Raw genomic sequence first — 14,630 nt, 5'->3', positions numbered from 1 at the left:
ACAATCCTATTGGTTTGGTTTTTGTTTTACCTATAAAACATAGTTTTTATTGTTTTTTAGGCAAAAATTTTTTACCTGCTGTAATTTAATGGACATTCGGCTTCATCGCCCAATGACCGAATGCCCAAACTGGTTAATACAATTTCTTCTGCGGTGGTCCTGCAAAATTAAGTGGCCCAATCGAATTCATATCGAGTTCAATCACTGTTGGCCCTTGGAAATCAATTGCCTCTTGAATTGCCGTTTTGAATTCATCAGCACTGTCAACTTTCCAGCTTTTCACGCCCATTGCCTCACCTAAAACTTTGTAATCTGGTGTATGCAATTCATTGAAATACTGACGACCACCGAAGTAATTTTTTTGAATACCTCTCATTACCCCATAACCACCATCATTCATGATCATGAGTACCATATTGGTATTCTCTTGAGCCATGGTAGCAATCTCTCCGATCCCCAACATCAAGCCACCATCACCGACTAAACCGATCACTTTTTTGTCAGGATTGGCAATTGAGGCACCAATTGCAGTCGCTAAACCAAGACCAATTGCGCCTGCCAATGAATGAATATTCTGATTCGGTGCTTGTACTGGGAATAAGCGACTACCCCATGTACTACCTGACATCGTAATATCACGAACAAAAATTCCATCTTGTGGCAAAGCTGCACGGAGGTGATCACAGATCAATGCATATTGATCAAGCTGTGTACGTAATGCATTGATTGCTGCCTGTTTCGCGGCAACAACTGCTGCATCATATTCAGTATCTACTTTAGATACGTTCGCTAAGCCTGTGAGAATACGTTGCAATACATCTTTTGCATCACCACAAATAAAATTACGAATTTTGTAATTACGTTGTTGTGCAACAGGGTTGGCATCGATTTGAATAATATTGTCAGGGAACTGCACTGAATAGGTTTTGGTTTCATTACTACGTAAACGAGAACCCACAACAACCAATAAATCTGCATCTTTTAAAAGTTGCTCAACGCCTGTTGAGTTATGAAATGCACCTAAGCTACGGGGATGCTCATCTGCCAATACACCGCGTGCATGGGTTGAAGACACTACTGGAATACCAAGATCAGCAATTGCTTTAACTTCATCAACACTATTGAGCGTACCACCGCCGATCCAAAAAATTGGACGTTTGGCTTTCTTGATTTCATCAATGATCAAATCAACTTCGGTCTGATCAGCTTGAGGCAATTCAAGTGCTTTGACTGGTCCTAAATTCAACGGTAAATCAATTTCAGCGGCTTGAACATCAATCGGTAGCTCAACACTAACTGGCCCCATTGGCACAGTAGTCGCGACACGAATCGCTTCACGAATTACGCCGACCGCATTGTCAGGGCTAGTAATACGAAAAGCAGCTTTGCTCGATGCACGTAAGAAAGTCAGCTGATCTTTTGTTTCGTGAATGAAACTTGCATCACGATCCAAATATTCACGTTCAACTTGACCTGTTAAATGCAAAACTGGACTGCCTGCATTCATCGCTTCAATCAATGAACCCACCGCATTTCCTGCACCTGCACCTGTACTGGTGAGGGCTACACCGAGTCCTTTAAAACGTGAGTGACCATCTGCCATCGTCACCGCACCAGCTTCGCCACGCGCAGCGACAAAGCGAATTTTTTCACGGCGACCTACGGCATCAGCTATTGGTAAATTGTGAATTGAAATAACACCATAAATACTATCGACTTGGTGCGCCTCTAAAACACGAGCGATTGCTTCGCCTACATTGACACGTTCTGTCATTACTATATTCCTCAAAAACTTGTTCTTTCCATGAATTTATTAATCGCACCAAGGATTTGGCTGTTCGCTTAATCCCATATAAATGCTTTTCTGTTGCATATACGCCAAGATGCCTAAACGACCTTTTTCACGTCCAATTCCACTTTCTTTGAAACCGCCAAATGGTGCGGAGATAGAGAATTTTTTATAGGTATTGATCCAGACTGTTCCGACTTCTAAAGCCCGTGCAAGTTGCCACGCTTTACGATAGTTTTCAGTCCAAATCCCCGCGGCCAAGCCGAAACAACTATCATTGGCTTGGGCAATTAAATCTGCCTCATCATCATATTTCATGACCACCAACACAGGGCCAAAAATTTCTTCCTGACAGGTTTGAGCTGAGTTATTTAGACCTGTGATAATGGTTGGTAAATAGAAGCTACCTTTTGCTAAATCACCTTCAGTCAATGCCTCACCGCCGACAAGAACCTGACCGCCTTCTTTTTTGGCCAATTGAACATAAGCATCAACAGAAGCTAAATGTTTAGGATTGATCAAAGAACCTAAATGCATCCCTGCTGTTTCAGGATGTCCAACACGTAAACCCTTGGTTATTTCAACCAAACGATTTAAGAATTGATCATAAATGCTGTGATGAACAAATAAACGAGACCCAGCAATACATGCCTGTCCTGCTGAACTAAAAATGCCATAAGCCACACCTTTTGCTGCAAGCTCAATATCGGCATCTTGCATCACGATTGTTGGCGATTTCCCACCAAGTTCTAAAGATGTAGTGATTAGCTTATCTGCTGCGATGTGTGCTAAATGACGCCCCGTGCTCGTTCCACCCGTAAATGAAATTTTGCGTACCAATGGATGCTTTACGATTGCATCACCTATGAGTGAGCCACGCCCGACCAACACACTCAATAAACCTTTAGGTAAACCTGCTTCTTCAAAAATTTTGGCAAGTTCTAAAGCGATCAAAGACGTCACTTCTGCTGGTTTAAGCACTACAGCATTACCGCCAGCCAATGCAGGAGCTAACTTTTGCACTTCACTGGCAATCGGCGAGTTCCACGGAGTAATTGCAGCCACTACTCCTACAGGTTCATGCACGCTCATGGTCATAAAGTCTGGCGCACGTTGTGTGGTTAACTCATCATTTAAGGTTTCACACGCTGCTGCGACATAACGCGCTGTTGCAGCCGCACTCAAGGTTAAGGCACGCGTCTCAGCCAGTGGCTTACCATTGTCACGCGTTTGAAGTCGAGAAAGCTCGTCTACTCGTGCTTCAATAATATCAGCCACTTTATATAAAATCCGTGCGCGCTCGTGTGGCATACTGTTGCGCCATGAAGACTGCCGCCAAGCAATATCCGCTTTTTCTACCGCTTCATTGACATCATCCAAACTCGCTGTTGAAATCTCAGCATTCACAGATTGATCTGCTGGAAACAGACTTTGAATCTTGTCGCCTCGACCTAATCGCCATTCACCAGCGATATAAATTTCCTTTACCATGATCAAATCCTTTAAATCTGAATTGCTTCAACACTATTTCGACATGCCCGAATCACACTCAATGCAGCCAATGTCGAGGTTTTCGGGTTACTTGCCAAAGGTACACCCACCAGTTCAATCGTCATTTCACCGAACAAACCTTCTGCCACGATGGTGTGTTTGTTCTTATTAATCGTTGGATCGACAGTTAGCTCGACCAAGGTTTGATCCATTCCCAAACCAGCTAAAGCAATCGTTGCCGCAACATTGGCATTTGCTGGAAATTTAAGTGCTGCCTCTCTTGCTGTTCCACGAAAGAACACCGTTGCTTCACTCACCAGATCAAGATCAACCAACTGTTCTGCGTAGCTTCCACGCCAACTGTTTGGACTTTTACAACCCTTATAAGTCACCTTTTCCAAGCCACCTTCTTTGGCAGCTGAAATACCATCAATACCCGCAATTGCACCTGCTAAAAGATGTAAATGGGCATCATGTTGCTCAGCGGTATTTTTTAACTGAATCAAAAACTCGTTATCAGCCAAAGTTCCAACCGAGATCAATCCAATAGTCCAACCCTTTTCCAATACCTTTTGTGCATGCTCTTTCACCGCAGCTTGACCAGCAACTTCAATCACGTAATCAGGTGTTCCCTGACATTCATCAATTGAACTAATCACTTGCACTTCGGGAGCAACTTGTGCCTGAACTTTTTCAACACTCCGTGCTGGCACTACAATCCATTTAAGTTGTAAGTCTTGCGGCATATGGGCATACACTTCTGCTGCCATTGCGCCAAAACCAATCATCATCAACTGTTTCATGTGCACACCTTATAAATGCTTATTGAATCCGCCAGAAACATCTAGGGTTGAACCTGTGGTATAGGATGCTAAAGGCGATGCGAGAAAGACCAAAGCACGAGCTGGTTCTTCTGGCTTACCTAAACGATGCATCGGAATACCACGATTTTTTGCAATATTGCCTGTCCATTGTTCCCATGAAAGATTTGGGTCTGAACGTGTTTCAAAACGGCGTTTCCACTGTGCCGACTCGACCATACCAAGTAGAATTGAGTTCACACGGATGCCATATTGAGTAAATTCATGTGCCAGTGAATGCGTTAAATTTAATAACGCCGCACGTGCAGATGACGTTGCGATCATGTGAGGCTCAGGTTGCAATGCCAACAATGAGTTCACATTGGTGATTGAGCCACATGCTGAATCTTTTAAATCATTTAAAAATGCGCGAACTGGATGCAATACACTGAAATATTTAAGTTCGATTTCTTTCATCCAATCTTCGTCTTGAGTATTTTCAAAATTCGACACACGACCTTGACCTGCGTTATTAATCAACATGTCGACATTGCCCAAATTTTGCTTCACATCATGCGCAAATCGTTTTACATCTTCTTTGTCCAAAACGTTGCAGATGCTGGTGTAAATATTGGCATGTGGATATTTTTCTAAAATATAAAGCTTTGATGATGCTAACCGTGCTTCATCTCGACCACACCATGCCACCTTTGCACCTTCTGCAACTAAAATTTCTACAGCAGCCAAACCAATGCCTGACGAGCCACCTGTTACAACTGCTACTTTTCCTTCAACTTGGAAGCTCATATCCATATCTCTCGTTTAAATCTTAATTTGCCGATAAAACAATGTCGTTAAACTGATCAGGTTGATCGACATAACTCAGATGACCTGCATCTGTAATGAGATGACATCGGCTCAATTGCATTTCCATCGCCAGTTCCATGATGGCTTGAGCAGGTGTTATTTCATCCTTGTCACCCGCAATCACCACACATGGAACTTTGATATCTGTTAAATAATTTCTAATCTCGTCATACGCCAACAAATACGATGCTCGCGTAAAACCGTCTAAAGTGAGTTGTCCCATCACCTCACTGACCAATGCCAGTGCTTGTGGGTCTTGTTTATAAATTAAATGTGGTCCACGACTTGCCGCCATCCCAGCATTCCCCAAGCTTTTCAACATATTTGGGCGTTTTTGATAAACTTGTGCTTTGGTTGCTTCATCTGATCGTTGATAGCCTTGTGCAGCGTTAGCAATGATTAAAGTTTCAACTCGTTCAGGATAAAGATGGGCAAAGGCACTTGCCTGTAATGCGCCTAATGAATGACCGACGATAATGGCTTTAGAAATTGCTAATGCATCCATGATCGCCAGCACACGCTGAGCATAATCAGTTGCATTTGGCTGCTCAGTATCTAAGTTCTCAGATAAGCCATAACCCGGCGCATCCCAAGCAATGACATGAAAATGATGACTGAGCACATCGAGCTGATTGACCCAAGATGCAGAACCTGAGCTGATACCATGCAACAGAATCAGTGTTTGGCCTTGCCCTGCTTCACGATAGGCTTGCAGCTGACCATTGATCTCAATGGTTTGCACTGGGTATTTGGCTAATGTGTCAATCAAAGTCATCATTTCATTCCTTTTACAGTTAATCGCGTTGATTAACGTTTAATTTGAGACAATGGATGCTCAGGTGGATAGTTCGGAATGGTTGGTTTTCCAGCCCCTAACATCACACACATCAAGGCATCTTCTTGACCAGGATTAAACAAACCACGGTAAATACCTGGTGGAATTGAAATCAGATCACGCTCTTTCAATTTGGTCTGGAATTTTTCACCGTTATGCTCAATGAACAGATCAATCTCACCACGTAACATGAAAAACACTTCTTCCACATCGTGATGAATGTGCAGTGGTCCTTCACATTGCGCAGGCAAAACCATGGTTGAAAAAGTGAAGTTTTCAGCTGGAACGGTGTTGCCATCATTCACCACACCCGTTGCACCAGTACCCATATAACGCATTTGTGCACGGCGATATTTAGGGTCATAGTCAGCTTGGAACTTCAGCGCATCAAAGTCATATTTACGTGTCTCAAAACGTGCTATACGTGTATTTAACCAATCTTCTAAATTCGTGCCTTCTGGCTGTGTCCATGATTCAAATTGTTGAGTAGACATTTTTAACTCCTAGGTTTTTGATGAATAGTTTGATTAATAACGTTTCAATAAAGGAACCAAGAAGAACGACCCAATAACGGCGACTGCTGCTAAGACGGTAATTCCTAAATTAAAACTGTTGGTTTGCATCACGATGTAGCCGATTAGAACTGGCGCAATCGCACTGGCAAAATTACCCAATCCATTGAAAATTCCTCCTGCTGTTGCACCGACATCAGCTGTTGTCACACGGGCAAGTAAGGCAAATACTGCTGCGACACCGAAGCCCCAAGCCATTGCGCTTAAAGACATTGCTGCGATCACTAAATGTGGTTCAGTCATTAACACCATCACGTACATAAAGATGCCCGCAACCAATAAACCACCGAAAACTTGCACTGCTCGGCGACCTAACTTGTCTGAAAGGAATGCACCGATCACTTCACCAATCAACATGGCGATGAATGGGAAACTTGAATAAATACCGAACTCTTTAAGGTTGAAGCCTTTGTCTTGGATTAAATAAGAAGGAACCCAACTGTTTAATCCCCAGAGGTAAGTCATCAGTGCAATATTGAAAATACACACCAACCAAAAAGAACTGTTTTGCAATAAAATTTTGGTGTTTTGAATATGGCCTTTGAAGTTGATACGTTTACTGGTCGAATCAAGTTCAATGGTTTTCTTGAGCTGTAAATTGCGTAGACCAAATACGATGGCAATTAATGCAATTACCGTTAAACCAGCCATCACAAAGAATGTGGTATGCCAATCATGTTTTGCTAAAACTGCCGCAGTAATTGGGAAACCCAAGAATGCACCGATTGGCGTTCCTAACAAGAACATGGTGGAAGCTCGTGCTTGCTGACGATCAGTATAGGTTTGCTTCACGATGGTATATGCCAAGGCAAATAATGGACCTTCAGCTAAACCGAGCAGAACTCGAAGCACTAACATGCCTTCGTAGTGTGTGGTAAACCCCATGCAGAACATGAGTACACCCCACGATGCCACGCTCCAAAACAACATTTTCTTTGGATTGAAAATATCGCCCAAAAAACTCAGAAAGACAGATGAAAAACCGTAAGCCAATAAGAAGCTCGTCATTAACCATCCAAGTTTTGCTTTATCTTCAGCAATCCCCATCGCGCCTTGGAAATGCGGATCAGCAAATAACACAGCAATACTAATCTTGTCGAAAAACGCGAGAACAACACACACCATCAGGACAAAAGCAGGAACCCAATGCTTAAATCCTCTTTTCTCTTCATTACTCATACTTCATTCCTTCGATTGCGTAATGAACCGGAATCAATGTTTACGGTTTTAATTTCATGACATTAAATTCAGGGTCTGCTAATAGTTTTGGGTCTAAAATGGTGTTGGATTGCATCCAACGTTTTGCCAGTTTGACCAGTTTCGAATCATTGATTGCAATCATGTTGATCAAACGACTTTGATCATCAAGATAGAGATAACTACATTGATCTGCCGCACTTTTGCGCACCACAATCTGTTCTGTTCTTTCAGGTTGGTAAGTTCCTAATATCTGAATATTGAAGTGATATTGATCTGACCAAAGCCAAGGAATGTCAGCGTATTCAGTTTCCATGCCCAGCATCGATTTTGCTGCTGCAATCGCTTGGTTTTGTGCATTTGCCCATGACTGAATGCAATAACCTAAACTCGGATGAATCGCGACATCACCAGCAGCATAAATATCTTGATCAGAAGTCTGTCCAAAACAATTTACGACGATACCGTCTTTCACTTCTAAGCCTGCATTTACACCAAGCTCTTTAGCAATATCAGCTCCAGCACCCACCACCACACAATCAAATAGCTCACTTGCATTTGGATGATTTACAACTTCAACTTTTTGCTGACCTGCTTCAATCAAATGTAGGTTTTTACTATTTAAATGAATCTGTGTGCCTTGTTGCTCATGCATATCTTTTAAAAATGCTGACACATCAGGACTCACGCTACGCGCACAAAGTCGATCACCATATTCAAAGATATGAACTTCTTTACCTTGCTTGCGTGCAGTTGCAGCAATTTCCAAACCAATCCAACCACCACCGACTACCGCCAATTTCTGAGCATGCTGCAAAATTTCAGCAAGACGTTCGCAATCTTGTACATTGCGTAGCGTGACCACATTAGGAATGAACTGCCACGTATTTACGGGTACACGAGCGCGACTTCCTGTTGCAATCAATAGCTTGTCATAAGGCAAAACTTGACCATCATTCAAGACGACTTGTTTGTGTTGACGATCCACTTGAGTTGCTAAAGCAGGCTTATGCCATTGAATATCGAACTCCTGCACCTGCTCTGGAGAAAACAGATGTAAACTTTCATAACTCGCTTCTTTAGACAGCACTTGTTTAGAAAGCGGTGGACGCTCGTAAAACACACGATCTTCATTAGAAACCACATGAATTTCGCCCAAAAATCCATTTTGACGTAAGGTACTGACTGCCCAACCAGCGGCCTGTCCAGCCCCTACGATTACGATTCTTTCCATAGCATTTCTCCCTGCTTCGTCACGCTTTATGCAGGTTTCACTTGACGACGTGTATGGTCATCCAAACCGCCTTCAATTGCCCATTCAGTAAATAACTCTAAACGGTGTTCCTCTACACGCGGCTGCCATTCTTCAGTCAAATAATCATCATTGGTGTAGTATTCAAAAGCACCACCCAACGGTGAATTTACATACCAAAAGTATGCTGAAGAAATAGGATGACGCCCCGGTCCGATAAACGTTGACCATTCAGAACGATTCATATTCAAACCACCGCCAATCACTTCATGAATGTCACGAACCACAAAGGCAACATGATTTAAACCAGCAGGTTTGTTTGGAATCGATAATAAGAACAAATCATGGTGATAACCCTTGCCACGACAACGTAAGAAAGCACCACGATTACGATAAGCATCAGATAAGAAGAAACCTAATTTCTCAATATAGAACTGTTCAGTTTTTTCTAAATCTGGGGTAAAAAACACCACATGACCAATTGCAACTGGCTGACCTTTTTCATAGACAGGACTTGCTGCATTAATACGATTAATGCTGCCGTACTGGTTAATGCCTTCGGTTTTTAATTGCGGTAGTTCATGCACAAAACTTTTTTGAAATCGAATGGTCATACCATTTGGATCAATGCATTGCACCATATCTGCTGTAGACTGATAACCATCAACGTCTTTTAAATGATCAGCTAAATCTGCTAAATCTTGAACTGGATTGTCCAACCCCCAAGTCACTTCGCGTAAGGTTGAACCTGATTCAATCGCTAGTGGTAAACGAGCATCATCACAGTCAAATAGATAAATCTTACTGCCATTTTGTGTTTGATAAAGATCAGTACCTTCAATGTCAGATGTCGTATTTTTTAGACCAAAATCTGCCAAAAATTTATTCGAAGCAGCTCTGTCCTCAACACCAAATTTTAAAATCTCAATCCCTGTAATCATGAGACAAACTCCTTAATTAAAGACAAAACCGCCATTTACTGGAATATTTTGACCTGTCACGAATGAAGACAAATCCGACAGTAAATACAGTGCTGTGCCGTTTAAATCCTGTGGTAGTTGCTGACGCTGAATCGCTCGACCATTCACATATAAATCATGACGTTCTTGCGGGACATATTCAGTTGCTTCTACAAGTGTTAAACCTGGTGAAAGTGTATTGATACAAATATTGAATTGCCCAAGCTCTCTCGCCATCGAACGTGTCATCGCAACCAAAGCACCTTTACTCGCCACATAAGCCATTAGATTCGGTGCACCCCACAAAGCTGTGTCAGAAGCAACATTAATGACTTTCCCAGCATCAGCCTGTTTCAGATATGGCACACATGCTTTAGTGACCAACCATGTCCCTTTCACATTGATGTTCATAACCCGATCCCAGAGATCAGCATCGTAATCCATCAAACTTTTACCGCCGACATTGGTTGCAAGCGCAGCGCAATTCACTAAACCATCTATTCCGCCTAGGGATTCAGCAGCCTGCTCGACAGCCTGCTGAATTGAGACAGCATCAGCCAAATCAATTTTTACAGCCTCGACCTTTAAACCTTGTTGCTGCAATTCAGCCGCTTCTTTTTGAACAAGATCATCCAAAATATCCGCCATGACGACCTGAGCACCTGCTTCTGCAATTGCTTGCGCAAAGTCTCGTCCCAAGCCTCTTGCCGCGCCTGTGACAAGGACTTTTTTGCCTTGTAACAATGCAACATTAGCCATGCGCTTCTTCCTGCATTTCAATACGATTTGAAGTATTCAAAGCTGCAATTTTCTTTAATTGCTTTTCTGCTTCTTTTTTCATTAAACGACGTAAGCGTGATAAGCCCACATCATGTTGGTAGAGAAATTCTTGTTGACGTGCATTTGGTGCAAGATTTTCCAAGATAATTCGATCTTGCTCTAATACATCCCAATGCAATTTTTCTAAGTGATTACGGTAAAGAAAGCGCCAGACATTACGTTGCCAACCACTCACTTTACGGCAACGCCAGAAGAATACGCGTGTATTGTCTGCATCAATTGGTGTTGCATATCCAACAATCCAGAACTCGCCGCCCGGCCCAAAATCTTTACGATAAGGAATAGAAAGGCGTAACCAGCTTGCACCTGTATTGGCGTATTCAACCCAGTCAAAGTTCACACCAATTTGACCTTCTTTCTCAAAAACAAAACCATGTTCAGTTGAACGATGTTTCATTTCTGCGGTGCGATCACCTTCAGCCATTGAGTGAGAGGTACAGTGCAAATAGCTACCGTGCATAGGGTCCATGACATTATCAATTGCATATTGATGATTCACTTTCCAATCGGCTTGGCAAAGGAATGCACTCCAATCTTCACTCGCGAGTTGTTCAGGAAAATCGAGGGCTTTAGGTGCTTCATTAGGATCAATACCGAACCAAAGGAAAATCGCACCATGTGCTTCGGTCACTGGATAGCTCTTAATACATTGAGTGCCTTTCATTGGACATTCATGTACAGCTGGTACATCTTCGACTACACCATCATGGCGAACTTCAACACCGTGATACCAACAAGCTACGCGATTTCCAAGATTCCACCCCAAAGAAAGACGTGCTCCACGATGCGGACAACGATCTTCTAAAGCATGGACTTGACCTTGGTCATCACGCCAAACCACAATATTCTCACCCAAACGAGTGATACCGACTGGATTTGCTGCAACTTCCCAGCTCGCAAGAACTGGATGCCATTGATCACGTAGACCCAAATCTAAATATTCTTCAACACTTGGTGTAGCTGATACTGCTGCGTTCATAATCATTCTTCCTTGAATCAATAACCCAAACGTTGCATTTCTTCTGAAAAGCTTTCAGAAGTCCAAAGCTCACCAGACTCACAACGGAAACCTTGTTGATTTAAAGTCTGAACTAAGTCTGCAAGCTCGGTGACACCTGCTGCAAAGGCTTTAATCAAATGCTGAACAAAGTCTTGCTCGTAAACTGTTGGTTCTTTATAGCGAGTTTGCCAAATCAATAATTCTGGCTGGCCCGGAACTTGGATATTATTAATCCCTGCTTCCGTTGCTGGCACTGCATGAATCCAGTTGGCTAGCTTCTCATTAAATGTTTTCACGCGATTCCTTCCTTCTAGTTAAGACCTATAGTTGAATTTGGATATCTGTTCCTTCAACTCGTACAGGATATGTGCATAAATCACGGCATCCTGGTCCACTCTTTAGCTCACCCGTTTGAATATCGAAAATCGCTTCATGTAATGGGCATTCAACGGTTTGATCTTCAATGAAGCCTTCTGTTAATAAGGCGAAGGCATGTGGGCATACATTTTCAATGGCAAAGTAGTTTTCTTCGATGAAAAAAACGCCAATTTTTTTACCGTCAACTTCAATGGCTTTTGGCTCGTCTTCGGTTACTTCGTCTTGCTGACAAACTGAGATCCAACTCATTCCTATAGTCCTCGAATATGTTTTATATGCAAAACTTTTGTTTATTTCCAAAACATATGAAAAGAATAATATTAATCCAGTTTTTATGTCAATATTATTAACACTATAAAATTCATATGCTTATTTAAAAAATTATATTTTGTTACGTTTCTAATAGAAAAATGTGTTTTGCATATAAATCTTTAATTGTGTATTTTGATCTATTAAATAGATCCAAAATAAAGCAGTATGCACCATTTAATTTCATCACTTTTAGATGTAGGAATTTCAACCAAATGAACATGATCATCGATGAAGATTTGCAAGAAAATGAAGAAACAAAAAACGATGACCGCTATCTTGTTCCAGGGCTTGTACGTGGATTAGCAATTCTGCAAGCTTTCAATAAAGAAGCCAAAGAAATGACGATTTCAGAAATAGCTGAAATATTAGATGTGAACCGTTCTAGTGCGTTTCGTCTCATTTACACCTTAGAATCTTGTGGTTTTTTAAGAAAAGCTTCGCAAAAAACTTATGCGCTTGATTCAAAGGTCATGGAACTAGGATTTAACAGTTTAGCGAAGCAATCTCTGCTAGATTTAGCGACGCCGTTGATGAAAGACCTACGTGATCAGACACAACTTGCAGTGCATCTTTCGATCTTAGAAGGCACTCATATTGTCTTTATTAATAATGTTCAGTCCAATGGAACATTTACCAGCAACATCGGTTTAGGCACACGCTGGCCTGCTCATGCCACTGTGATAGGACAAATGATGCTTGCTGATCTAAATGACACTGAAATTCGTGATCGCTATAAAGGTTTTAATCAATGGGAAACCTTTTCTGAACTGACCCCGAAGAACCTGAAAGAGCTACTTCAACGCCTAAGCTTTGTAAAAACACAACGTTCAATGGTCAGTTGGGGACATTACAATCACGATATGGCCGCATGTGCAGCACCTATTTTTAAACAATCCACAGGAAAAATGGCCGCTGTTTTATCTGTAAGCTGTCCTCTAGGCACGTATGATGAGCATTATTTTAAAAATGAAATCGCTGAAACCGTGATTCAAACGGCGGAAAAAATTTCTAAGTTCATTTATTAACCACCCAATAAGTACATAAAAAATAAAGCATTAGGTCGATAAATTTTACCTAATGCTTTTTTATAACTTGTAGTAATTGCTATTTAATCCTTTTTACGACTTGCCACAATAGCGATCAAAGCAGCCACTCCTCCCAATACGCCATATCCATAACCGATCTGAAGTAATTCCATACTATAAGCAAAGTGACTAGAGATTAAGGCTGGGATAGCTGCACTACAGTACGCAATCAGATAAATAGTCGAAAGCAAACCAGCTCGATTTTGCTGGTCTGTTATTTGAATTAAAACGCCCATCGCACCTGTCACTGCAAGCCCTTGCGCTAGCCCAACGCATAAACTTGCTATGATAAATGCAACCATAAAGCCGAACTTTAGACTTATTAAAATGGTTATTAAAGACAGGATATAAATAAACATTCCTGTTTTGACCGCATTTTCAGCCACGAGAAAACGACTTAAAGGACTACCCAACGGAGTCAGGATCATGATTGCTGCGAATACCAAAGCAGCCAAGATCGGATTGTCTGTACCCAAATAATGATGTGCCAACGCTGGGCCATAAGCTTGATAAAAACCACCTAAAGACCACGTTGCCAAAAAGACCATACTTGCAATCAAAACATATTGGTTTGCCGCTTTGGGTAGATATAAGCGCGGTACGAGGGAATAAATCACACCTTTTCGGGATAAAACTGTTTCACGACTCAATGAGATCAATAGGATTAAAGCAGCAAGAATAATTCCAACCAAAGCATAGATTAAAAACCAATTCTGCTTACCCGTTAGAATGAGAAAACCACAGCTAATTGCCCCAATTGGAATACCAATCATCGGCGCACTACTCGTAATCACAGCAGCAAGCCAACGTAACTTTTCTGATGACGTATCAACAATAAATGCTGTTAAGGCTCCAGCACTTAATCCACATGCCAAACCTTGTAACAGCCTTGCAGCGAATAATGACCAAAATCCATGTATAAGGAACAATAATCCACATGACAGCATTGCAGCCATTAAAGCAATAATCGCAACCTTTTTTCGTCCAATAAAATCTGAAATACGGCCTAAGACCAATAGTGCAACCGCTGCTGCGATAAAATAAGCAACGGATACGAGACCGAGATCAGCATTGCTGATGCCATATTCAGACTGATAAATATTAAACAATGGAATTGGAGAACCCGCTGTGACAAAGATCATTACAAATGAAATACTTGCTACGACGAAACCATAGCTACTTGAATGGCTTTCACCTGCTTGCATTACTGAGTTGCCTCAATCCGTACATTCAATAATCCTGATTTTCTTAAC

Annotated in this window: 15 protein-coding genes; 1 reads left to right on the top strand and 14 read right to left on the bottom strand. The window is 41.7% G+C overall.

Going from position 1 to position 14,630, the window contains the following annotated elements:
• Positions 1 to 133: 133 nt before the first annotated feature.
• Genes B4237_RS10200 through B4237_RS10140 form a run of 13 tightly spaced genes read right to left on the bottom strand, consistent with a single transcriptional unit; the run spans position 134 to position 12,229 of the window.
• Positions 134 to 1,774 carry a thiamine pyrophosphate-binding protein gene (locus B4237_RS10200; protein ID WP_286942974.1) on the bottom strand — a complete coding sequence of 547 codons (1,641 nt, stop codon included), beginning with the start codon at positions 1,772 to 1,774 and terminating at the stop codon, positions 134 to 136.
• Between the two features lie 39 nt (positions 1,775 to 1,813).
• Positions 1,814 to 3,280 (bottom strand): aldehyde dehydrogenase, encoded by a 1,467-nt coding sequence (locus B4237_RS10195; protein WP_278595895.1) that lies wholly within the window; start codon positions 3,278 to 3,280, stop codon positions 1,814 to 1,816.
• An 11-nt stretch (positions 3,281 to 3,291) separates the two neighbouring features.
• Positions 3,292 to 4,083 carry an aspartate dehydrogenase gene (locus B4237_RS10190; protein WP_004880540.1) on the bottom strand — a complete coding sequence of 264 codons (792 nt, stop codon included), beginning with the start codon at positions 4,081 to 4,083 and terminating at the stop codon, positions 3,292 to 3,294.
• A gap of 9 nt (positions 4,084 to 4,092) precedes the next feature.
• The gene (locus B4237_RS10185; RefSeq protein ID WP_004880542.1) at positions 4,093 to 4,887 is read right to left on the bottom strand and encodes an SDR family oxidoreductase; all 795 of its coding nucleotides are present in this window, start codon (positions 4,885 to 4,887) and stop codon (positions 4,093 to 4,095) included.
• A gap of 22 nt (positions 4,888 to 4,909) precedes the next feature.
• Positions 4,910 to 5,725 (bottom strand): alpha/beta fold hydrolase, encoded by an 816-nt coding sequence (locus tag B4237_RS10180; protein ID WP_278595894.1) that lies wholly within the window; start codon positions 5,723 to 5,725, stop codon positions 4,910 to 4,912.
• Positions 5,726 to 5,754: 29 nt separating this feature from the next.
• Positions 5,755 to 6,276: a cupin domain-containing protein gene (locus B4237_RS10175; RefSeq protein WP_004880546.1), complete on the bottom strand. Its 522-nt coding sequence runs from the start codon at positions 6,274 to 6,276 to the stop codon at positions 5,755 to 5,757.
• A gap of 33 nt (positions 6,277 to 6,309) precedes the next feature.
• Positions 6,310 to 7,533, bottom strand: a complete 1,224-nt coding sequence (locus B4237_RS10170) for an MFS transporter (protein ID WP_278595893.1) — start codon at positions 7,531 to 7,533, stop codon at positions 6,310 to 6,312.
• A 40-nt stretch (positions 7,534 to 7,573) separates the two neighbouring features.
• Positions 7,574 to 8,785 (bottom strand): NAD(P)/FAD-dependent oxidoreductase, encoded by a 1,212-nt coding sequence (locus B4237_RS10165; protein WP_278595892.1) that lies wholly within the window; start codon positions 8,783 to 8,785, stop codon positions 7,574 to 7,576.
• 26 nt (positions 8,786 to 8,811) lie between these two features.
• Positions 8,812 to 9,744: a VOC family protein gene (locus tag B4237_RS10160; RefSeq protein ID WP_278595891.1), complete on the bottom strand. Its 933-nt coding sequence runs from the start codon at positions 9,742 to 9,744 to the stop codon at positions 8,812 to 8,814.
• Positions 9,745 to 9,756: 12 nt separating this feature from the next.
• Positions 9,757 to 10,521 (bottom strand): SDR family oxidoreductase, encoded by a 765-nt coding sequence (locus B4237_RS10155; protein WP_278595890.1) that lies wholly within the window; start codon positions 10,519 to 10,521, stop codon positions 9,757 to 9,759.
• On the bottom strand, positions 10,514 to 11,581 hold the full coding sequence (locus B4237_RS10150) for an aromatic ring-hydroxylating oxygenase subunit alpha (RefSeq protein ID WP_007483764.1): 1,068 nt from the start codon (positions 11,579 to 11,581) through the stop codon (positions 10,514 to 10,516). The genes B4237_RS10155 and B4237_RS10150 overlap by 8 nt, the downstream gene beginning before the upstream one ends.
• 17 nt (positions 11,582 to 11,598) lie before the next feature.
• Complete coding sequence (locus tag B4237_RS10145) at positions 11,599 to 11,898, bottom strand: recombinase-like helix-turn-helix domain-containing protein (RefSeq protein WP_004880556.1); 300 nt, start codon at positions 11,896 to 11,898, stop codon at positions 11,599 to 11,601.
• A gap of 25 nt (positions 11,899 to 11,923) precedes the next feature.
• Positions 11,924 to 12,229, bottom strand: coding sequence for a non-heme iron oxygenase ferredoxin subunit (locus B4237_RS10140; RefSeq protein WP_004880559.1), 306 nt, complete (start codon positions 12,227 to 12,229; stop codon positions 11,924 to 11,926).
• Positions 12,230 to 12,504: 275 nt separating this feature from the next.
• Between B4237_RS10140 and B4237_RS10135 the strand changes: the two genes are divergently transcribed.
• Positions 12,505 to 13,317 (top strand): IclR family transcriptional regulator, encoded by an 813-nt coding sequence (locus tag B4237_RS10135; protein WP_007483766.1) that lies wholly within the window; start codon positions 12,505 to 12,507, stop codon positions 13,315 to 13,317.
• 83 nt (positions 13,318 to 13,400) lie between these two features.
• Here the strand turns inward: B4237_RS10135 and B4237_RS10130 are convergent, their stop codons facing one another.
• Entirely contained in the window at positions 13,401 to 14,582 is a 1,182-nt protein-coding gene (locus B4237_RS10130; RefSeq protein ID WP_278595889.1) for an MFS transporter, read from the bottom strand.
• Positions 14,583 to 14,630 lie beyond the last annotated feature (48 nt).

It is taken from the genome of Acinetobacter sp. UBA6526 (genome assembly GCF_002434875.1).
Lineage (GTDB): Bacteria > Pseudomonadota > Gammaproteobacteria > Pseudomonadales > Moraxellaceae > Acinetobacter > Acinetobacter venetianus.
The sequence above is the reverse complement of the archived record's forward strand: the minus strand, read 5'-3'. Positions and strand labels throughout refer to the sequence as shown.